Below are 21,147 nucleotides of genomic sequence, written 5' to 3'. Positions count from 1 at the left end.
CAGGCTTCGAGGGAGAACATCCGTGATCCGACTGCCCGACGAGAACGGGGCGTTGCGCACGTACCGGCCCAGAGCCGAGCCCGCGGCCGCGGTCGCCGGACCGCCGGCCGGAGCCGCGCCCGCCGCACGCACCGTCTTCGCGGCGGCGCACGTGGTCGCCGACCGGTACCGGGCAAGCGCCGGGCCGGAGTCGCCCGCCGCGCTCGACTGGGACGCCACGCTCGCCTTCCGCCGCCACCTGTGGTCGCACGGCCTGTGCGTCGCCGAGGCCATGGACACCGCGCAGCGCGGCATGGGCCTGGACTGGTCCGTCGCGGCCGAGCTGACGGCACGCTCCGCCGCGGAGGCCAGGGCCGTGGGAGGACGCATCGCCTGCGGCGTGGGAACCGACCAACTCCCCCCGGGCGGCACGGATATGGCCCGGGTGCGCGCCGCCTACGAGGAGCAGTCCGAGGTGGTGGAGAAGGCCGGGGCACAGGTGATCATCATGGCCTCGCGTGCGCTGGCCGCGACCGCCCGCGGCCCGGAGGACTACCGGGACGTCTACGGGCACCTGCTGCGCCAGGCCGCCGAACCCGTCATCCTGCACTGGCTCGGGCCCATGTTCGACCCTGCGCTGGAGGGCTACTGGGGCAGCGCGGACCTGGACGCCGCCACCGGCACGTTCCTGGAGATCATCGCCGAACACCCCGCGAAGGTCGACGGCGTGAAGGTCTCCCTCCTCGACGCGGACCGCGAAGTGGACCTGCGGCGCCGCCTCCCCGACGGGGTCCGCTGCTACACCGGCGACGACTTCAACTACCCGGAACTCATCGCGGGGCACGGGCACGCGATCGGGGAGGCCGACGAACACCCGGTAGCGGAGAGGGACTTCAGCCACGCCCTGCTGGGCATCTTCGACCCGCTCGCGCCGCTCGCCGCCGAGGCCGTCCGACTGCTCGACGCCGGCGACACCGACGGGTTCCGCGCGGCGCTCGACCCGACCGTCGCGCTGTCACGGCACCTCTTCCAGGCACCGACTCGCTTCTACAAGACCGGAGTCGTCCTCCTCGCCTGGCTCGCGGGCCACCAGGACCACTTCGTGATGGTCGGCGGCATGCAGTCTGCGAGGTCGCTGCCGCACCTCGCGCGGGCATACGAACTCGCCGACGCCCTCGGCCTGTTCCCCGACCCGGGCCTCGCCCAGGACCGCATGCGCCGGCTATTCGGAGTGCACGGGGTGGAGGCGTGAACGCCGCCGCGGGGCTCGCCCGCTTCTCCGTCAACCAGCAGACCGTCAAGCAGCTCCCGCTTCCCGGACTCGCCGACGCCTGCGGCAAGCTCGGCATCACCCAGGTGGGACTGTGGCGCGAACCCGTCCAGGAGTACGGCCCGGAAGCGTCCGCGAAACTGATGCGGGACACGGGGCTGAGCGTGACCTCCCTGTGCCGCGGTGGCTTCTTCACCGCCCTCGACCCGGCGGAGCGCCGCCGCGCCGTCGCGGACAACCGCGCCGCGATCGACGAGGCCGCGACCCTGGGGACGTCCACGCTGGTGCTGGTCTCCGGCGGTCTCCCCGAGGGAAGTAGGGACCTGGCGGGTGCGCGGGAGCGGATCGCGGACGCGCTCGCCGAACTCGCCCCGTACGCGGGGGAGCGCGGCGTGCGGCTGGCGATCGAGCCGCTGCACCCGATGTTCGCCTCCGACCGCTGCGTCGTCTCCACGCTCGGGCAGGCCCTCGACCTGGCCGAACGGTTCCCGGCGGAGCAGGTGGGCGTCGTCGTCGACACGTACCACGTGTGGTGGGACGACCTGGCTCCGGCACACATCGAACGCGCCGGAGCGGGCGGCAGGCTGGCGTCCTTCCAGCTGGCGGACTGGGTCACGCCGCTGCCCGAGGGCGTGCTGCTCGGCCGCGGCCAACTCGGCGACGGCGCCGTCGACCTGCGCGGCTTCCGCGAACTCGTCGACGCGACGGGCTACGACGGGCCGATCGAGGTGGAGATCTTCAATCCGGGCCTGTGGGCCCGCGACGGCGCCGAGGTCCTGGCCGAGACGGCGGAGCGGTACGTGCGGCACGTCGTCGGCGTGGGGTCGTGAGCCGGGGGTCGTGAGCCGGGGTCGTGAGGCGTGAGGTTGTGCGCGGGGTCGTGACGGTGACGTCGTGACAGTGAGGCCGTGGCGGTGACGTCGTGACAGGGGTGTCGTGAGCGCGGGGCGCTCGCACGGTGCGTGACTGCTCCCGTGGGTGGGTGCTCCCTGACGGCGGCACGCTCACCGGCTTGAGCGCCGACGGGTCCCGAAGGGGTCCGGAAGGGTCCGTGGAAGGGGGTCCGGAAGGCGTCCGGAAGATCCTGAAGAGGAAATTCCGGAGCGCGTGCAACCCTTCCGGGGTGTTGGGGGTCTTACCAGGTACTTGGGCCTCTTGGGGGGATGCAGGAGGCCGAAGGGGGGCAAGTGGGGCCCGGCGGTTGGAGCACGGCAGCCGGGCCCCTGGAAATTCCCGGGGCAGCGGTGGTCAACGGCCGCGCCGGTCGTGAAGACGGCCCGCTGGTGCGCGAAGGCCTGTGCCGGAAGGCCTGATCCGCGAAGGCGAACCGAGAGCAGCCGCCACGACCGCTCTGACCGTACCGATCGGGGTTCGTTCGCGCCTCGTCGCCCGGCGGCCCGCGCCGACGGCACCCCGCGACGGTTCAACACCACGCCGCCATATGTCCGTTGATGACAATCGCGTCGACGGCGCCGGCCGATTCGTGCAGCCTGGGGGTCTCGTTACCGGCGGTTGCGCCGTTACTGTCCGCAGGTACACGAGTGCAAGCGGATAGTGGTGTGACCCCGAGGACTGCCCTGGAGTGTGCGCATGCTGACCACATGCCCCCGATGCGGGACGCGATCATCTGCGACGTCCGAGTCCTGCGGCGACTGCGGCCATGATCTCTACCGCGTCGCCTATCCCACCCCGTCCGCCGCTCTGCGGCTGACCTTCCGGAACCGCGTGCCCGCGCGGCTCACGGTGAGCGTCGCCCTTGCCCTCGTCGGCGCGGGCGTGGCCGCGGGCGTTCTGCTGGCGGGCGGCAACGACCCGGAGCCGATCTCCAAGAACAGGCCCCCCGCTTCGGCCGTCCCCCGTGAGCCCACTCCGTCGCCGCCGCCTCCGACTTCCTCCCCCGAGCCCACGAAGACGAAGGCCCCGCCGAAGCCGGCACCCGCCACGACACAGCCCACGAGGACGCCCTCGGCCGCGCCGTCCCCGTCGCGGACGTACCGGGACCCCTTCGAAGGCATCCGGGACGCTCAGCGTGCGCTGGAGTTCGCCGACGAGGTGAAGAGGCAGTGGACGGGTGAGGGCCTGGGCGAGAGGCACTGGAACCGTCGCTGAGCGTTCGGCGCCCGCGGCCCCGGGACGATGACGGACGCACCGCCCTGGGGCGGGGCTCACCTGACGGTTCGGCTCCGGGCTGAAGGCCGGGCACCGGACGACGCCCGGCCGCCCGTCCGGATCAACGGGGCGCGGCGAACGAGACGAACTCGCTCCAGGCCCCGGCGGGGAAGGTGAGCCGCGGGCCGTGCGCGTTCTTCGAGTCGCGGACGTGGACGCTTGCCGTCGCGGCGGCGGCCTCGACGCAGTCGTTGTCGTCGCTGCCGCTGTAACTGCTCTTGATCCAGGCCAGGTTGGCGGTGTCCGGGGCAGTGGGCTGCAAAGTCATGTCTCTCCAAGCACTTTCGCGATGAAGGCCAGGGACTCCCGTGGGCTGAGAGCCTGAGACCGGATGATTCCATACCGCAGCTCCAGCACCTGAGCCTCTTTCGGGTCGGACATGAGGTGGGTCGTCAGCTGTGCGGCCGCGTATCCGACCGTCGCGCCGTCCCTCAGCTTGAGCACCTGGAGCTGGCCTCCCATGCCCGCGTGATCCTCCCGGTCCGTAGGCATGACCTGGATCTCCACATGCCGCAACTTGCCCACGTGGAGGAGGTGTTCGAGCTGCCGCCGCAGCACCGGCCTGCCGCCGACCGGACGCCGCAGCGTGACCTCCTCCTGCACGAACGTCAGCGTCGGCGGGGGAGTCCTGTGGAAGATCTCCTGCCGGGCCATGCGGGCGGCCAGAAACCGCTCCAGGTCGTCCTCGCCGTAGGCGGGGCGACGCATCCGGAACAGCGCCCGCGCGTACTCCTCCGTCTGGAGCAGACCGTGGACGTTGTGATTGCCGTACGCCCCGAGCTCCACCGCCTCGGCCTCGATCCTGGCCAGATCCCGCACCTTCTTGGGATAGCGGGCCTCCGCCACGTCGCCCTTCATCGCCGCCAACTTGCCGCCGGCACCGAGCACTTCGTCCACCGCCGTCAGAAACTCCGGCCTGGGCACGCGTCTTCCGCGCTCCACGGAGGAGACCAGATCCTCCCCGTACCCGATGGCTGCCCCCAGCTCCGCCTGCGTCAGCCCCGCCGCCTCCCGCCACAGCTTGATCTGCCGCCCGACGGCCTTCACGACCGCGCCGGAGTCGTCCTCCAGTCCCGGGTCCCACCCGGTCCTGTCGGCCCCGTCGGTCGTGTAGTCCCTTCGCCCGGCGGCCCCCGCAGCGCCGCGGCCCTTGTCCCCGTCCATGGCCCGTACCCCTGTACCCCTCTGTCCGGTGTCCCTGTGCGTCCGTCCGGTGTCCCTGCGCGGTTCAACGGGAGTCGGTGTCCTGCGGGTTACGGCGGACGAGCGGTACGGAAGGGGGGCGGCAGCGGTACAAGAGTGCGGCGGGCGGGTCGGGCTGCGTGACCTGGTCTGCCGCTGACAGCAGGCGGGGACGTCGGTCTCGGCGTGAGGCACGGTTGACACCACCGGAGGGCGTTCGTACCGACAACTGACCTGCTCGCGCAGGAGGATCAGCGGTTCTCGGCGTCGGAGGCGCCGTCAGCCCGGGCCGCCGCCGAGGCTGATCTCGTTGCCGTCCGCGTCCCGGTAGCTCACCTTGGTCACGCCGCCCTCGTACGTTTCGCGCTTCGCGGGTTCGATGCCCCGACCGGCGATCTGGGCGACCCGCTCGTCGAGGTCGTCGACGAACGACAGCACCAGGGCGTTTCCCGCCCGGTCCCGGTCCTCCACGATGTAGACGTAGCGCTGCTCGGCCACCTCCCACACCGCCTCGATGTCGTTCGGCAGAAACGCCGGCTCCTTGCCGAAGAACCGCTCGTACCAGGGCAGAGCCGAGGCGTAGTCGGTGACGGGGACACCTGCGAAGAGTTCCCGGGCCATGCCGTCCTCCATGTGGGGTGGATGAGGTCGCCCATGCCGACTTCGGCGGCGGCGGATATTCATTGCCGCGGTCCGGCTTCACAGGCGGGCATGGTCGAAGTCGGCACATCGACGCCGGGTGGACCCGGGGATCGTGGTCCTTGCTGCAGGTCAATCGGCCGAGTCAGCCCCGATCCGGCGACGGATTGATTCCGGAAGAGGGTAGACCGATTCAACCGGCAGCATCGAGTTCGCCTTCGCCACCTGCCCTGCTCGCACAGCGGAATGTACCTCGTGGACCAGGGCCGTGATGTCGGTCATAGAAACGATCCAACTGTCCACATAGCGCTCGACTGCTTCTCCTGAGAGACCCACTTGAATCGCTCGCCCGGGCAATGGAGTCAGGTCGAGAGATCGCTCGGGATCCCATTGGACACGCACTGGCATTTCGCTGAGCTCTGCTCGCCAATCCTCTCTGCTGCTGTGTACCTCTGGGGAGAAGTGGCTGAGAGCCGAGTGTGAGAGTGCCCATTCCAGACCTTGGCGAGTGATTTCAATTGCCAGCACGCGCTCTTGGCCGGACTTCTGGGCCCACCCCGACCGATACATCATCCACAGGTACGAAGGCTTGATCCAGGTCATTCTGTCCCTCTTGAAAGGGGGGACGAAGGTGCCTGCGGAGACGGCCCGCCCCGCGATCGCCTCTGGATATGCCTGGTAGACCGTGATGGTGGAGTCGTTGTAACGACCCTTCAGCGTGCGTGGCGGATTACCCGTAGATGTCTCAGCGAGCATCGCCGTTCTCGTCCGCTCGGTGCTCCTGAAGCCAACGTTCGGCATTATGGAGTTCGGGACCGGACAGCCGACTCGCCCCGGCGGTGTATGCCAGCCAGCGCAGGTCGTCGCAGCCGAAGAAGTCCTCACCCCAGCTGTCCACCCAGATGTGAACAACTCCGGCTGCGGGGCTAGTCAAATCCCACCAGGCCCACCCTCTGGATTCCTCCTCGGGGCAGAAACGGTACAGCCAGTCCTGGAGCTGCCACGGCCCGCTGGTGATGTGGGACAAGTATTGGCTGCGCCCGCGCAGAGCAGGCGGGGGGGCCTTTGTCGGTGCCTCCGAGCTGACCTCCACGAACCATGGCGACAAAGTATCAACGGGGACATCTTCCCCCTCGAAGTCCTCGGTGATGCCCAAGTTCAGTGCGGCATCGAGAACCTTTTTCAATTCGTCGCTGTATTCTCCTGCCTCTCTCTCAAGTTCGACGACGAAACGAGAGAGAACCGGTGGAACCAGGCTCGCGTCGACTCCCTCGCGGAGGCGCTGGATCTCCGCTTCAAGACTGGCCACGTCATGAATCATTTGCTCTTTTACTCAACCTTCTTGAATTACTCTGCCTGAGCCGGGAATGACGTTTCCTCGCAATTCCCCGAGAAGCTTGTCGGAGATCCCGTAGAGGTCCGGCCCTTTGGTCGGGTCGGAAATCTCCGGGTACTCTTGCAGGAGCTGTCTCCATTCCGCCTTCGTGAACGAGTCCCCGTCGGGGTGATCCGCGCGGTTCTGTGGCAGTGCTGCGTCTCTCACAGAGTCTCGGTACTCACGACTCACGTCGAAAGCAACGATCTGTCCGCCGTCACCTCGGAATTCTGTTGTGTGTCTGATATCACCACTCATGTTGAGGTACAGCTTCCCATTTCCGCTGATCACGACCTCGCCGTTGTCTCCGATGTGCACCCGTTGACTCAGCGGGTGATTGGTCTGCTTGCGGTACACCGTCACCGTGTCACACGGGGCCAGACCGAGCGGGTCCGTCCAACTGTATGGATTGAGGACGTAGGCGGCCGGGTTCGGAGCGGGAACGAGACCGAGGGGGTCGGGTGACGTGTATCGGGCGGTGTCCGGGTCGTAGTGGCGATGGAGGTTGTAGTGGAGGGCGGTCTCAGGATCGGCGTACTGACCGGGGAACCGGAGGGGGGTGTAGGCCGTGGCGTCGCGATTCCAGGTGGTTGCGCCCCAGAGTGTCGTGCGGGTGTGCCAGGAGATGTTCCCGTGTTCGTCGACGAGTTCGGTAGGGGTGCCGACCAAGTCGGTGACGATGGCGAAGAACCGGGAGTCGACCTGGCCCTGGCTCAGGGGCTTGCGCTCGTACTGAGTGAGAGGGCGGTCGCCCTCGTGGTCCCAGGTCAGGGTGACACCGGTGGTGGTGTCGGACTGTTCCGCGAGTCGGGTTCCGTCCCAGGTGAAGTAGACGGCTTCGATGGGTGAGCCGCCTTCATCGAGGCGGTACTTGGCGGCGCGGCGCCCGAGAGGATCGTAGGCGTAGCTCCAGCGGGCGCCGTCGGGTGTAGTGCAGGCGATGAGACGGTCTTCGGCGTCCCATTCGTAGCGCCAAGTGTCCGGCTTGCGGGAGAGGCGGGCTTTCTGGCGCAGCGTCATACGGCCTGCAGCGTCGTGTTCGTAGCGCACAGAGCCGGCCGTAAGGATCTGGGTACCCTGGTACGTCCGTTCGCCGCGGGCGCTTGGGCTTCCTGCTTCGTCCGGCCAGGTCGCCTGTGTCTGATTTCCCGCCTGGTCGTAGGCGTAGGACTCCACCCAACCGTCCGCGGAGACCGTGATCGGACGACCGACGGCGTCCAGGTCCATGTGTTGGGCGGCGCCGGTCACATGGTCGGTGATGGCCGCGAGATGACTGTCCGCCCGGTAGCTGTAGGAGCGAGCCCGCTGGGTACTGGCATTGGTCACCAACTCTTGGTCCGTCAAGCGACCCAGCGGATCCCAGACTGAATTGAGAGCGACGGTTTCACCGAAGGCACGCTCGATCTCACGTCCAACCGCATCGTGGACGAAATTGATGCGGTGCCCGTCAGTCGCCAGCGATGTGCGATTTCCGACCTCGTCGTAGGTGAACGTGGTCACAGCGCCTGTAGGCGTAGTTCGGGAGGTGCGACGGCCGAGTTCGTCGTACTCGATTCGAATACTGCGCCCGTCGACGTTCTCAGCAAGCAGCCGTCCGGCGACGTCAAACTCGAAGTCGAGTGTGACTTTCGGGGAAGTCGCGCGAAGAAGCCGGCCCAAAGGGTCGTAGGAGTAGTGGGTTATCGCCCCCGCCGCATCCTTTGCGATGGTGCGGCCCAGGGCGTCGCGCTCAAAGCGGATCCTCTCCCCGAGAGGCGTCGTGCGAGAGGCCAGGCGTCCTGCACCGTCGTGCTCGTAGGTGACTTCGCGGTTGTCGAAGTCGGACTCGGCCACGAGGTGGCCCGCGCGGTCGTACGTGTAGTTCCAGGTGAAACCGTGTGGATCGGTGACTTGGGTCAGGCGGAGTTCCGTGTCGTAGTCGAAGGTGTAGGTTGCCCCGTCCGGTGTGGTCCGTGAGACCAGTCGGTCGAAGTGCGTGTACCGGCAGTGAGTCTCTTCCCCGCTGGGGCCCGTGTGCGAGAGGCGGTTTCCTTCTCCGTCCCAAGTCCACGCCTGCTCAGTACCGTCTGGGGCCACACGACGGGCGGGCTTGCCTTCGACGGTCCACTGCAACTGGCTGGTGGCTCCGAGGGGATCGGTGATCGCCACCGGTCTTCCGAAGGCGTCCCGTGCGCATTCCGTCCGGGAGCCGCCCGGGTCTGTGACAGTGATCGCAAGCCCGGCTGCGTTGTTGGTCACGCATGTCCGGGCCCCGGCGGCATCAGTGACGGACGCGACGGCGCCGGCGGGGTCATGGGCGTAGTAGGTGGTGGTGCCATCAGGTGCGACCGCAGCGGTGCAGTTCCCCCGCCTGTCGAATTCCTGCTGCCACACGGCGCCGTCGGGGAGGGTGATCTCCACGGGGAGATGCATGGCGTTGTAGGCGGTGGTCGTCGAGGTGCCGTCCGGGCGGTGGACGGCGACGAGGTCGACGTGGTTGTCGGCCCATTCGAAGCGGGTGGTGTGGCCGAGCGCGTCGGTCCGCGACAGCAGGTTGTCGTGGCGGTCCCATTCACTGTGGACGGTGTTGCCGAGGGGGTCGGTCTCGGCGATGACCTGGCCGAGGTGGTTGAGGTGGTAGGTGGTCACCGCGCCGAGGGAGTCGGTGTAGCGCGTGATGCGCTGCGCGGTGTCGTACTCCAGCTGCGAGGAGAGGTAGCCCTCGGGGCCGACGGTGCGGGTGACACGGCCGCGTTCGTCGTAGATGAACTGGTAGGTCGAGTCGTTCCGGTCGGTCCAGGAGGTGATGCGGTGCTGGTCGTCGTAGCCGAACACGAGTGGCAGGCCGGATGAGTTGACGATGTGCGTCAGGTTCCGGGCGTCGTCGTACGAGTACGACTTGACCTGGACGGGTCCGTCGGGCGTTCGTACGGCGATGCCGGATATGAGGCCGTCGTCGGCGGTGACCTCGACGTGGTAGCCGCCGTCGTGGCGCACGGCGGTGGGGGTGCCGTCGGCTTCGCGGTCGATGCTGATGCCGTTGCCGTTGCGGTCCTCGACCTCGGTGAGCCACCACAGGCCCTGCGCGCCGTCCTCGGGTGGCAGGAAGCGTCGGGTCAGCCCGGTGCGGGGGTCGGTGACGGCCAGGTCCCATCCGCTGGAGCCCTGCACGCAGGTCAGCGGGATGCGGTGGCCCTCGTAGGGGTGGACCTGTTCACCGATCATGTCCGGGGCGTGGCCGTACCGCAGGGAGGAACCGTCCAGCCGGTGCCACCACAACTCCTTGCCGTCCTCGGCGACTTCGAGGCGTTCGTCGAGGGTGGAGGCCCATGAGGGGCCGTAGAAGCGGCCGTTGCGGTAGCCGGATATGTGGGTGCGCTCGATGACCAGGGGCAGCACGCCGGGCAGGGTGAGGTCGGTCTGATGCTGGAAGACCTCGCCGGTGGCCATGTCGATGGGGTCGCCGCCCAGGCACTTGTCGGCCGCGTTGCGGCCCTTGGCCGACAGCTCCGGCGACGGGGGCTTGTGCTTGCCCGGCGCGTTCTTGCCGGCCGGGTTGGGTCCGCCGGGCAGCCCGCCCGGCCCCTTGCCGTCGCCGCGTGACGTGATCGCCTTCATCGAGTCGGCGACGGAGTTCTCGTTGTCGCGGTGCTTCTTCGCCATGGAGCGCACGCCGCCGGGGACGCCTTCGCCGACGTGTTTGGCGACCTTCTTGAGTGCCTTCTCCGAGCCGTTGAGCGCGCCGTCGAGGACGCTGTCGAAGGCCTGGGTGAACGGGTCGCGTCCCTTGGTGCGGCCGAAGGCACCCTTGGCGCGGCCAAGTGGCGCAAGGGCGTTGGTTTGCAGGTCGGAGCCGTGGCGGGAGAGTTTCTCCGCGCCGTTGTCGAACTCGTTCAGGTCGATCCGCATCCGGCCGCCACCGCCACCGGCGCCTGAACCACCCCCGCCGCCGGCGGAGTTGAGGTTCATGCCCCCGGGCTTGCCGTCGCCGCCGCCACCGCCGGCGTCCCCCCCGCCGTCGCCACCGCTCTGTCCTGGGGGGAGGCTGATGGCGTCGTCGGCCAGATCGAGGATCATGTCCTCGGTCATCTTCTCCAGCTTGGCCGTGACCGGCTCGGTCACCTCCGCCAGCAGCCGCTCGACGATCTCTTCCTGCGCCTCCTTGATGAGGCGGCGGATCAGCTCCCGCATCGCCGTCACCTGCGCCGCACCGATCAGCGCCGACAGCCCGCCGGTGACGACGGCGGCGCCGATCGCGATGCCTGCCGAGGCCGCCATCGCCCCCAGTTCGATCTCGGCCTTGACCTTCATCCCGTAGATGACGTCCGCGACCACGTCGCACGCCTTGGCGAACGTCCGCGCGATCTCCGGGACCTTGTCCAGATGGGAGCCCTTGACCTTGCCCCAGTGTCCCTTCAGGGCGTCGACGGCGTAGCCCTCGCTGGAGGCCAGGATGCGGTTGACCGCCGCGTGGGCCTCCCCGCCGTGGCCCTCGAACTTCTCGGCGAACTCCCGCATGGCGTCGGCCATCTCGCGGTAGTCGTCCTCGTCCACGTTGGGCCAGTTGATCCCGATGAAGTCCAGAATCTCATCCAGCCAGCCCGGCAGAACGTAACCCATCCCCCGTACCCCCCACGTCTCGCGGCGCGCAACGGCGCCCAACACCGATCCGGCGACAGCCGGTTCGAAGCGCCGAACAGTCTAATGAGCGTCAACAAGACCTGTACACGGAGTAGTTCGGACGTGTGAAGCCTCACCTGTTTGCGCCGGAGGGTGAGTCACCGGCTCGCCGGCCGGGCCGGTTCTGCTGGAATGCGGTATGAGCATCTTCGTGCGCGTCCGGTTCGACGTCAGTGACGAACAGCGAGCGGAATTCGAGCAGTTGGCGCTTGCGCTTTGTGAGCACGCCGAGGGCGGCCCCGGGATTCTGACCTACCGGTTCTTCTCCTCCGGCTCCGGCAGATACGCACTGCTGGAGGAGTACGCCGACACGGCGGCGGCGCTGGCGCACAACGAAAGCGCCACGGAGCTGCTGGACCGTGTGCGGAAGTGCACGGAGTCGATCAGCGTCGAGCTGTACGGCCCTCTCGGGCCCGAGCTCCACGAATGGGTCCGCGAACGTCCCCACGCGACCTCGTACGCGGAATTCCCCGACCCCGGTGGCGAGTCCTGAGGCAGGAAGACAACGACCGCCCGGCAGGGTGCGGGGCAGCGTCGACGTGTCACCGCCCCGGGCCGCTCCAGCGGATCTCTCCGTCGACGACGGTGTCCGTGGGCGTCAGACCGAGGGCGCGCGCGACGGCGGCGGACGTTTCGTGCTCCGGGTGGATGTGGGCGACGAAGGTGCCCACGTCCCGCTCCCGCAACCACGTCCGCACGGCCGCTGCCGCCTCCCGCGCGTAACCGTTGCCCTGGTGGTCCGAGCCGACGACCCAGGCGAGTTCTGCCGTCAGGCTTCCCTCGGCCGGACGGTGCAGCGTTGCCTGGACCGTGCCCACCAGCTGCCCGTCCGAGCTACGGCGGAGCATCCAGTTCAGCCACCCCTGGCTGCCGTCGGGCGAGCGCCCGGCGGAGTGCCGCCGGTACCGGGCCTGCAACTCCTCGGCGGAGTAGGGCGATCCGCCGATCCACGCGTGCAGCCGCTCGTCGTCGAAGACCGGGAAGGCCTCCGGCGCGTGATCGGCGCGCAGGGGCTCCAGCAGAAGCCGGGCCGTGGTCATCGGCCCGGCGGCGGGCCAGTCTTCCGTGCCGTGGGCGGAAGGACGGTCCCGGGCACCCGGCACGCCGTCTTCTCCGTCAGCCGTGCCGGGCTCCTGCGACGCGTCCTTGCCGCTCTCGCCCGTGCTCTTCGTGCTTCCCGTACTGCCCGTACTTGCCGTGGTTCCTGTACTGCCCGTTCTTGCCGTGCTTCCCGTACTTGCTGTACGTCCCGTACTTCCCGGGCTCCCGCTCTCCGGCCCGGCACCCTCCACGGGAACGCGGCGCGGCTGGATGAGGTCCCAGCGGTTCCCGTACGGGTCGCGGAAGACCGCGACCGTTCCGTAAGGCTCGTGCCGGGGCGGTTCCTCGAAGGCGACGCCCGCGGCCAGCATCCGTGCGTGATCCCGTGCGAAATCCTCGGTGTTGAGGAACCAGCCGACGCGTCCCCCGGTCTGGTCCCCGATGCGGGCCCGCTGTTCGACGGTGCCGGCCCTGGCGAGCAGCACACCGGTCTCCCGGGCTCCCCGCGGTGCGACCACCACCCAGCGCTTCCCGTCGTCGAGGGGTGTGTCCTCGGCGAGTTCGAAGCCGAGGGCGTCCACGTAGAAGGCGATCGCCTCGTCGTAGTCGGGAACGACGACGGTCACCAGTCCGAGGTGAGGCATCCGGCGATCCTGCCGCCGCGCGGCACGCGGCACCATCGGGTTTCGGCGTGCCCCCGGCGGAAGGGCCGGAAGGCAACGGCGGGACGGCCGGAACGGGACCCGTGCCGTCCCGACGTGGCCGGAACGCCGTGTCTAGAACGGCACCCCGCAGTGCAGCATCACGTTCGCGTACGGACGGACCTCGCCGGTGCGGACGATGAGGCGTGCCTGGCGGGTGCGGGCCTTGAACTCTTCGTGCGGGACGAGTTGCAGGTCGGGAAAGCGGCCGTGCAGCAGCTCGGCTGCCTCCGGGTTGCCTTCCTTCACCTCGGAGGCGGCGGTGGCGCCTTCGATCTCGAGCTCGTCCATCAGTCCGGAGAGCACCTCGTCGAAGGTCGGGACGCCCGCGCGGAACGCCAGGTCGACGAGGAACGGGCCGTAGGGCACCGGAAGCCCCGCGTCGCAGACGACGACGCGGTCGGTGTGGCCCAACGAGGCCAGTGCGCCCGCGAGATGACGGTTGAGGATGCCCGACTTCTTCATGCGGACGGCCAGCTCCTTCTTCGTGTCCGACTTCCTGCGGGCCCCTATCGGGCCCCGGTGATGACGAGTGGTGATGACCGGTGTCGGCGACGACCGGCGACGACCGGTGGCGGCCACTCCCGCTGCGACTCGTGCCTGCGACGGGTGGGTGACGGCGAACGCCTTTTCGGCGACGGCCTGTTGCTCCCGGTCGCTTGTTACCCCCGGCTGGTTGCCTCCGGCCTGTTACCCCCGGGTCTGTTGCCCCCGCCGACCGTCTCCTCCGCCGACCATCTCCCCCGCCGCCCCGCTCCTGTCCCCGCCCCGCCCCTGTCCCCGTCCCGGGCACCGACGCCCGGGACAGAGGGAGCGGGCGGCCGGTCAGGAGTACCGGTCGACGTTCGACTTGTCCACGGTGACGACCGGAACCATGATCTCCTTGTCGGGGTCGCTGCCCTCGACCTTGCGGATCGCGTTGCGCACCGCCATCTTGCCCAGCTCGGCTGGCTGTTGGGCGATCGAGGAGTTGAGCGTGCCCTTCTTGATGGCCTTGAAGCCGTCGGGGGTGCCGTCGAAGCCGACGACCTTGATCTCCTTGCCGGCCCTGCTGCCGAGCGCCTTGACGGCGCCGAGCGCCATCTCGTCGTTCTCGGCGAAGATGCCGGTCGCGTCGGGGTGGGACTGAAGCAGGTTGGTGGTGACGTCGAGGCCCTTGGCGCGGTCGAAGTTGGCGGCCTGCTTACCGACGATCTTGATGTTCGGGTACTTCTTGATCGCGGACATGAAGCCCTTGCCGCGCTCACGCGACGCGGAGGTGCCCGGCTGACCGCGCAGGACGAGGACGCTGCCCTGCTCACCGAGCTGCTCCGCCAGCTCCTTGGCCGCCTTCTGGCCGCCGGAGACGTTGTCGGAGGCGACCGTCGTGGCGACCTTCGCCTTGTTGACCGCGCGGTCGACGGCGACAACGGGGATGCCGGCGTTGTCCGCCGCCTTGACGGAGGGTGCGGCCGCGTCGGAGTCGACGGGGTTGATGATGATGGACTTCACGTTCTGGCTGGTGAAGTTCTGCAGCTGGTTCGCCTGCTGGGAGGCGTCGTTCTGTGCGTCCTGCACGTTCAGCTTGACGCCCTGGGCCTTGGCCTCCGCCTCCGCCCCCTTCTTCATCTCCACGAAGAAAGGGTTGTCCAGGGTCGAGAGGGCCAGGCCCAGCTTGATGTCCTTCTTCTCCCCGGACTTCCCCGAGCCGCTGCCACATCCGGTGGCCGCTGCGCATATCAACGCCGCAGCTGTCACTACGGCAACCGTGCTCTTTCGCGTGCTCATGGCTGCATTCCTTGCAGTCGACGACAGTGAAACGAACGTCGTGCTGTCCCCCCGACGCACAGAGATCATGCGCGACGACGGAGTGTATCGAGCAGGACAGCGAGGGCAATCACCGCCCCAATGACGACTTGCTGCCAGAAGATGGAAACTTCAAGCAGATTGAGACCATTGCGGAGGACCGCGAGGATGAGTGCGCCGACAAGTGTTCCGGACGCTTTGCCGACGCCGCCCGCGAGGCTCGCCCCGCCGATCACAACGGCTGCGATGGCGTCCAGTTCGTAACCCGTGGCGGCCTGCGGCTGCGCGGAGGCCAGCCGCGACGCCAGCACGATCCCGGCCACCGCGGCGAACGCCCCGGAGAGCGCGTAGATGACGAGCTTCTGGCGGCGCACGCGGATTCCGGAGAGCCGTGCGGCCTCCTCGTTGCCGCCGATCGCGTACATCGCGCGGCCGCTGTAGGTGCGGGCGAGGATCAGCGCGGTGATGCCGCCCATGACGAGCAGCACCAGCAGCGGCACGGGGAACCAGCCGCCGAGCGTCTCACCGACCGTGGCGACGGAGGAGGGAAGCGCGATCGGCGTGCCTTCGGATAGGACCAGCGACAGGCCGCGCCCCACGGAGAGCATCGCCAGCGTCGCGATGAACGGCGGCAGTTTGCCGTAGGCGATGAGGCCGCCGCTGACGAGGCCGCAGGCGACGCCCGTGCCGACCGCGAGCAGTACGGACAGCCAGACCGGCAGCCCTTCCTTCGTCGACGTCCAGCCGAGCATGATCGCTGAGACGGCGGCGACCGAACCGACCGACAGGTCGATGCCTCCGGAGACGACGACGAAGGTGACGCCGAAGGCGAGGATCGCCGTCACAGCGGCCTGCACGCCGACGTTCAGCAGGTTCTGGGTGCTGAGGAAGTCGGGCGACATGACCGTCAACGCGACGACCAGGACGACGAGTCCGCTCAGCGCGCCGTTGTTCTTGAGGACCTTGCGCAGCACCTCACCGGCGCCGCGTTCGCCGCCGCCGCGGCCGGCCGCCGGACCCTTGCCCAGGGACTGCCCCCGCTGACCCTGTCCGCTGCTGCTGTGGATGTCAGTGGCCACGGGGGCCCTCCTTGCTGTCGGTCTTCGTGCCGCCGGTCTTCGTCACGCCGGTACTCGTGCCACTGCTGTTCTTGGTCGACGCGGCCCGCTGGGACGGCTGTCGGCCCTGCGCATACGCGCCCTGCCCGTGGGCGGCGCCGACGGCGAGGCGCATCACGGCGTCCTGGTCCGCCTCCCGCGCTGCCAGTTCGCCCGCGATGCGGCCCTGGGCCATGACGAGGATGCGGTCGCTCATGCCCAGCACCTCGGGGAGATCGCTGGAGATCATCAGGACGGCGTGCCCCGACGCGGTGAGTTCGTTGATGAGTTCGTAGATCTCGACCTTCGCGCCGACGTCGATGCCGCGCGTCGGCTCGTCGAGGATCAGCACCCTGCTCTGTGCGAGCAGCCACTTGCCGATGACGACCTTCTGCTGGTTGCCGCCCGAGAGAGTGCCCATGCGCTGCCCGAGCCCGGACATGCGCACGCCGAGCCGTTTCGCGATGCGGTCCGCGGACTCCTCCTGGCCCGAGAAGCTCACGAAGCCGGCGCGGCTGGCCCTGCGCAGGGTCACCAGGCCGAGGTTGTCCCGCACGGACGAGTCCGGCAGCAGGCCCTGGCCCTTGCGGTCCTCGGGGACGAGGCCGATGCCCGCGGCGAGGGCGGCGGTGATGTCGTGCCGGCGCAGCCGCTTGCCCTGCACCTCTACGGTGCCCGAGTCGTAGGGGTCGGCGCCGAAGACGGCACGGGCCACCTCCGTACGGCCCGCCCCCACCAGTCCTGCCAGGCCCACGACTTCGCCCGCGCGCAGCTCGAAGCCGACGTCGGAGAAGCCGCCGGCGCGTGTCAGGCCGCTCACGCGCAGCAGCGGCGGGCCGCCCGCCTCGGCGGACGTGCCGTTGGCGGCTCCCGTCTCCCGCGGGTACTGCTGCTCGATGCTGCGCCCCACCATCATCCGTACGAGGTCGTCGCGCGGCGTGGACGCGGCGGTCTGCCCGACGCTGCGCCCGTCGCGCAGCACCGTGACCCGGTCGCCGAGCGCGGCGATCTCCTCCAGGTGGTGCGTGATGAAGACGATGCCGACGCCGTCCGCACGCAGCCTCCGCACGAGGCCGAACAGCTTCTCCACCTCGTCGGCGGTGAGCGCGGCCGTCGGCTCGTCCATGATCAGTACGCGGGCGTCCAGGCTGAGCGCCTTGGCGATCTCCACCATCTGCGAGCGCGCGACGCCGAGTTCGCGCAGCGGGGTGTCCGGCGCGATGTCCACCCCGACGCGGGCGAGCACTTCGGCGGCGTCCGCCTCCATGCGGGCGCGGTCGAGCAGGCCGAAGCGGCGGGGCTGCCGGCCGAGGAAGATGTTCTCGGCGACGCTCAGGTGGGGCACCAGGTTGAACTCCTGGTGCATGGTGGCGATTCCGAGCTTCTCCGCGTCGCCGGCGCCGTGGATGCGCACGGGCCTGCCGTCGCGCAGCACCCGCCCGGAGTCCGCGCGGTGGACTCCGGAGAGGATCTTGATCAGGGTGCTCTTGCCGGCGCCGTTCTCGCCCAGCAGGACGTGGACTTCGCCCTCGTGCAGGTCGAAGTCGACGCCGTCGAGTGCGACCACGCCGGGGAAGGCTTTCCGGATTCCTTCGGTGCGCAGCAGCTCACGCAGCCGTGGGGGGCTGGGCGTTGTCAACGGCTCTTCCCTTCGCTCTCGCCGCAGGAGCGGCGCGTGACAAGGCGGGCTTGGAGGGTCACGGACGCGGCGGCGCGCCCCTCGACGAGACTGATCAGGGCCTCCACGGCCTTGTGCCCCAGTTCGCCGGTCGGTTGGGCGATTGCGGTGATCGGCGGATCGGTGTGCAGGAACCAGGGGATGTCGTCGAACGCGGCGAGGGCGATGTCGTCCGGCACGCGCAGGCCGCGGCGGCGCAGCTCGTCCATCGCGCCGAGCGCCATGAGGTTGTCGGCGGCGAAGACGACCTCGGGCGGCTCGGGCAGGTCGAGGAAGGCCGCGGTCGCCCGTCTGCCGCTCTCGGTCTGGAAGTCGCCCTGGCCCGTGTACTCCTGGGGCAGCGGCAGTCCGTGCGCGTCGAGTGCCGCACGGAAGGCGGCCACCCGTTCGTCGCCGGTGGTGGTCTCACTGGGACCGCCGATGATGGCGAGGCGCCGGTGGCCGAGCGCGTGCAGATGCGCCACGAGGTCGTGGACGGCGGAGCGTCCGTCCGCGTGCACGACGGGCACGTCGAGGCCGCGTATCCACCGGTCGACGAAGACCATGGGGGTGCCCGCGGCGGCGGCGTCGCGGATCGTGGCGTTGCCGCCGTCGGTGGGGGAGACCAGCAGTCCGTCGATGCGGCGCTCCAGGAGCGTGCGCACGTGGTGTTCCTGAAGTGCGGGGCGCTCGTCGGCGTTTCCGATGATGACGCTGTAGCCGCGTTCACGGGCGGCGTCCTCGACGGCGCGGGCCAGCTCGGTGAAGAACGGGTTGAGGACGTCGCTGATGACGAGGCCGAGGGTGTGTGTCTGATGCGTCCTCAGCGAACGGGCCACGCCGTTGGGGCGGTAGCCGAGTTCGGTGACGGACGTCAGCACGCGCGAGCGTGTGTCCGGGCGTACGGCCGGGTGGTCGTTGAGCACCCGGGAGACCGTGGCGACCGACACCCCGGCGTGGAACGCGACGTCCTTGATGCTGGTCAACTGCCTTGCCCGTTCTCTGAGTCCGGCTCAGGAGCCGGTTGGACCCCGGCTTCGTGGTAACGATTACATCCGACATGAGAAGGGACTGCACCGGGGCTGCACAAGGGGCCGACACCCGATCGTGACACCGCGGCGGAAGTGCGCCGGCGAGTGCGTGACCGGGTTGTCCACAGGCCTGCCGTCTTGTCGGCGCCGGGCGCTACCGTCTGTCACATGTCCTTCCAGAACGCGGTGCTCGAAGGGGTCCTCGAGCGCATCACCTATGCCAACGAGGACAACGGCTACACCGTGGCCAGGGTCGACTCCGGGCGGGGCGGCGGCGAACTGCTCACGGTCGTCGGCTCGTTGCTGGGCGCTCAGGTCGGCGAGTCGCTGCGGATGGAGGGCCGCTGGGGCTCACACCCGCAGTACGGCCGCCAGTTCACCGTGGAGAACTACACGACCGTCCTGCCCGCGACCGTGCAGGGCATCCGCCGCTACCTCGGCTCCGGCCTCATCAAGGGCATCGGCCCGCGCATCGCCGAGCGCATCGTCGACCACTTCGGCACGTCCACGCTCGACGTGATCGAGGCCGACCCCCGCAAGCTGATCGAGGTCCCGGGCCTGGGTCCGAAGCGCACGGAGAAGATCGCCGCCGCCTGGGACGAGCAGAAGGCCATCAAGGAGGTGATGGTCTTCCTCCAGGGCGTGGGGGTCTCCACCTCCATCGCCGTGCGGATCTACAAGAAGTACGGCGACGCCTCGATCTCCGTGGTGAAGAACCAGCCGTACAGGCTCGCGGCGGACGTGTGGGGCATCGGCTTCCTCACCGCCGACCGCATCGCGCAGTCCGTCGGCATCCCGCACGACAGTCCGGAGCGCGTCAAGGCCGGTCTCCAGTACGCCCTTTCGCAGTCCACCGACCAGGGGCACTGCTACCTCCCCGAGGAACGGCTGATCTCCGACGCGGTCAAGCTGCTCCAGGTCGACACGGGTCTCGTCATCGACTGCCTGGGCCGGCTCGCCGCCGAGGAGGAGGGAGTGGTGAAGGAGACCGTTCCGGGGGAGGACGGGCAGCCGCTCACGGCCGTCTATCTCGTGCCCTTCCACCGTGCCGAGCTGTCCCTCGCCGCTCAGCTGCGCCGGCTGCTGCACGCCCCGGAGGACCGGATGGCCGCGTTCCAGGACGTCGACTGGGAGGCGGCCCTGGGGTGGCTCGCGGAGCGCACCGGCGCCCAGCTGGCCCCGGAGCAGCGGCAGGCGGTCCAGCTGGCGCTCAGCGAGAAGGTGGCCGTGCTGACGGGCGGTCCCGGCTGCGGCAAGTCCTTCACCGTCCGGTCCGTGGTGGAGCTGGCGCGGGCCAAGAAGGCGCGGGTGGTCCTCGCGGCGCCCACCGGGCGTGCGGCCAAGCGGCTGTCGGAGCTGACCGGGGCGGACGCCTCCACGGTGCACCGGCTGCTGGAGCTGAAACCGGGCGGTGACGCCGCCTACGACCGCGACCGCCCCCTGGAGGCGGATCTGATCGTCGTCGACGAGGCGTCGATGCTCGACCTGCTGCTCGCGAACAAGCTGATCAAGGCGGTGCCTCCGGGGGCCCATCTGCTGCTGGTGGGGGACGTGGACCAGCTGCCGTCCGTCGGGGCGGGCGAGGTGCTGCGGGACCTGCTCGCGGAGGGTGGTCCCGTCCCGTCCGTGCGGCTGAAGCGGATCTTCCGGCAGGCGCAGCAGTCCGGGGTGGTGACCAACGCCCACCGCATCAACTCAGGTGCCCAGCCCGTCACCCACGGGCTGAGGGACTTCTTCCTCTTCGCGGAGGACGACGCGGAGGAGGCCGGGAAGCTCACCGTCGACGTCGTGGCGCGGCGCATCCCGGCGAAGTTCGGCCTCGATCCGCGCCGCGACGTCCAGGTGCTCACGCCGATGCACCGCGGCCCGGCGGGTGCGGGCACGCTCAACGGTCTGCTCCAGCAGGCGGTGTCGCCGGCCCGGCCGGACGTTCCCGAGAAGCGTTTCGGCGGACGGGTTTTCCGGGTGGGGGACAAGGTCACCCAGATCCGCAACAACTACGAGAAGGGCGCCTGCGGCGTCTTCAACGGCACCGTCGGCGTGGTCACGGCTCTCCACGCGGAGGACCAGCGTCTGACGGTCCGTACGGACGAGGACGAGGAGGTGGAGTACGACTTCGACGAACTGGACGAGCTGGCCCACGCCTACGCCGTCACCATCCACCGGTCGCAGGGCAGCGAATACCCGGCGGTCGTGATTCCCGTCACCACGAGTGCCTGGATGATGCTTCAGCGCAATCTGCTTTATACCGCCGTCACCCGGGCAAAGCGTCTGGTGGTGCTCGTGGGGTCGCGGAGGGCGATCGGCCAGGCAGTCCGCACGGTATCGGCGGGCCGCAGGTGCACGGCCCTGGATCACCGGCTGCGTGGCGGCGCCGCGCTCCCCGGCAGTGACCGCTGTTCCGGGGGGTGACCGCCGCCGCGTGGAGGGTGCAGGATGTTGAACGAAATAGGACGGCACTGCGTGCCACCAAATAGCCCTTTGGCCGACCCCGAGTGCACCGCACCGCGCTCGGTGGGAGACAGTGGAAAGGGTCAGGGCACCTCGAAGAAGAGGCACTAC

The 21,147-nt window shown here is 69.2% G+C and carries 15 protein-coding genes and 2 pseudogenes; 5 read left to right on the top strand and 12 right to left on the bottom strand.

Going from position 1 to position 21,147, the window contains the following annotated elements:
• Positions 1-22: 22 nt before the first annotated feature.
• From H180DRAFT_RS06960 to H180DRAFT_RS06950, 3 genes are all read left to right on the top strand, one after another.
• The gene (locus H180DRAFT_RS06960) at positions 23-1,231 is read left to right on the top strand and encodes a dihydrodipicolinate synthase family protein (RefSeq protein WP_055485098.1); all 1,209 of its coding nucleotides are present in this window, start codon (positions 23-25) and stop codon (positions 1,229-1,231) included.
• Positions 1,228-2,079, top strand: a complete 852-nt coding sequence (locus H180DRAFT_RS06955) for a sugar phosphate isomerase/epimerase family protein (protein WP_055485097.1) — start codon at positions 1,228-1,230, stop codon at positions 2,077-2,079. Before H180DRAFT_RS06960 ends, H180DRAFT_RS06955 begins: the two co-directional genes overlap by 4 nt.
• Before the next feature lie 760 nt (positions 2,080-2,839).
• Complete coding sequence (locus H180DRAFT_RS06950) at positions 2,840-3,358, top strand: hypothetical protein (protein ID WP_139151366.1); 519 nt, start codon at positions 2,840-2,842, stop codon at positions 3,356-3,358.
• A 121-nt stretch (positions 3,359-3,479) separates the two neighbouring features.
• On the opposite strand, the gene H180DRAFT_RS06945 is transcribed toward H180DRAFT_RS06950, so the two are convergent.
• From H180DRAFT_RS06945 to H180DRAFT_RS06920, 6 genes are all read right to left on the bottom strand, one after another.
• Positions 3,480-3,686 (bottom strand): DUF397 domain-containing protein, encoded by a 207-nt coding sequence (locus H180DRAFT_RS06945; RefSeq protein WP_055485095.1) that lies wholly within the window; start codon positions 3,684-3,686, stop codon positions 3,480-3,482.
• A complete protein-coding gene (locus H180DRAFT_RS06940) occupies positions 3,683-4,582 on the bottom strand; it encodes a helix-turn-helix domain-containing protein (protein ID WP_079099904.1) in 900 nt (299 codons plus the stop codon). The genes H180DRAFT_RS06945 and H180DRAFT_RS06940 overlap by 4 nt, the downstream gene beginning before the upstream one ends.
• A gap of 297 nt (positions 4,583-4,879) precedes the next feature.
• Positions 4,880-5,221 carry a VOC family protein gene (locus H180DRAFT_RS06935; protein WP_055485094.1) on the bottom strand — a complete coding sequence of 114 codons (342 nt, stop codon included), beginning with the start codon at positions 5,219-5,221 and terminating at the stop codon, positions 4,880-4,882.
• Between the two features lie 150 nt (positions 5,222-5,371).
• Positions 5,372-5,995, bottom strand: a complete 624-nt coding sequence (locus tag H180DRAFT_RS06930; protein ID WP_074466668.1) for a DUF4291 domain-containing protein — start codon at positions 5,993-5,995, stop codon at positions 5,372-5,374.
• Entirely contained in the window at positions 5,985-6,548 is a 564-nt protein-coding gene (locus H180DRAFT_RS06925) for a hypothetical protein (protein WP_254665911.1), read from the bottom strand. Before H180DRAFT_RS06925 ends, H180DRAFT_RS06930 begins: the two co-directional genes overlap by 11 nt.
• 24 nt (positions 6,549-6,572) lie before the next feature.
• Positions 6,573-11,213, bottom strand: a complete 4,641-nt coding sequence (locus H180DRAFT_RS06920; RefSeq protein WP_055485092.1) for a DUF6531 domain-containing protein — start codon at positions 11,211-11,213, stop codon at positions 6,573-6,575.
• A 199-nt stretch (positions 11,214-11,412) separates the two neighbouring features.
• Here H180DRAFT_RS06920 and H180DRAFT_RS06915 point away from each other — a divergent pair, with 199 nt between their 5' ends.
• Positions 11,413-11,766: a putative quinol monooxygenase gene (locus H180DRAFT_RS06915; RefSeq protein WP_055485091.1), complete on the top strand. Its 354-nt coding sequence runs from the start codon at positions 11,413-11,415 to the stop codon at positions 11,764-11,766.
• Positions 11,767-11,815: 49 nt separating this feature from the next.
• Here the strand turns inward: H180DRAFT_RS06915 and H180DRAFT_RS30925 are convergent, their stop codons facing one another.
• The 6 genes and pseudogenes from H180DRAFT_RS30925 to H180DRAFT_RS06880 form a co-directional block, all read right to left on the bottom strand.
• Complete coding sequence (locus tag H180DRAFT_RS30925; RefSeq protein WP_368073115.1) at positions 11,816-12,586, bottom strand: GNAT family N-acetyltransferase; 771 nt, start codon at positions 12,584-12,586, stop codon at positions 11,816-11,818.
• Positions 12,578-12,958: pseudogene (locus tag H180DRAFT_RS06905) on the bottom strand (VOC family protein); the annotation flags it as partial. The pseudogene H180DRAFT_RS06905 and the gene H180DRAFT_RS30925, both read right to left, overlap by 9 nt.
• Before the next feature lie 132 nt (positions 12,959-13,090).
• Positions 13,091-13,480 (bottom strand): D-ribose pyranase, encoded by a 390-nt coding sequence (gene rbsD, locus H180DRAFT_RS06900; RefSeq protein WP_055485090.1) that lies wholly within the window; start codon positions 13,478-13,480, stop codon positions 13,091-13,093.
• Positions 13,481-13,840: 360 nt separating this feature from the next.
• Positions 13,841-15,828, bottom strand: a pseudogene (locus tag H180DRAFT_RS30315) (substrate-binding domain-containing protein).
• 40 nt (positions 15,829-15,868) lie between these two features.
• Complete coding sequence (locus H180DRAFT_RS06885) at positions 15,869-17,536, bottom strand: sugar ABC transporter ATP-binding protein (RefSeq protein ID WP_055485088.1); 1,668 nt, start codon at positions 17,534-17,536, stop codon at positions 15,869-15,871.
• Complete coding sequence (locus H180DRAFT_RS06880; RefSeq protein WP_055485087.1) at positions 17,533-18,540, bottom strand: LacI family DNA-binding transcriptional regulator; 1,008 nt, start codon at positions 18,538-18,540, stop codon at positions 17,533-17,535. The genes H180DRAFT_RS06885 and H180DRAFT_RS06880 overlap by 4 nt, the downstream gene beginning before the upstream one ends.
• A 213-nt stretch (positions 18,541-18,753) precedes the next feature.
• Between H180DRAFT_RS06880 and H180DRAFT_RS06875 the strand changes: the two genes are divergently transcribed.
• Entirely contained in the window at positions 18,754-20,997 is a 2,244-nt protein-coding gene (locus H180DRAFT_RS06875) for an SF1B family DNA helicase RecD2 (protein WP_055485086.1), read from the top strand.
• Positions 20,998-21,147 lie beyond the last annotated feature (150 nt).

The sequence above is a fragment of the Streptomyces sp. WMMB 322 genome (genome assembly GCF_900090145.1).
GTDB lineage: Bacteria > Actinomycetota > Actinomycetes > Streptomycetales > Streptomycetaceae > Streptomyces.
Note: the sequence above shows the minus strand (reverse complement) of the source record. Positions and strands in the feature narration are given on the sequence as shown.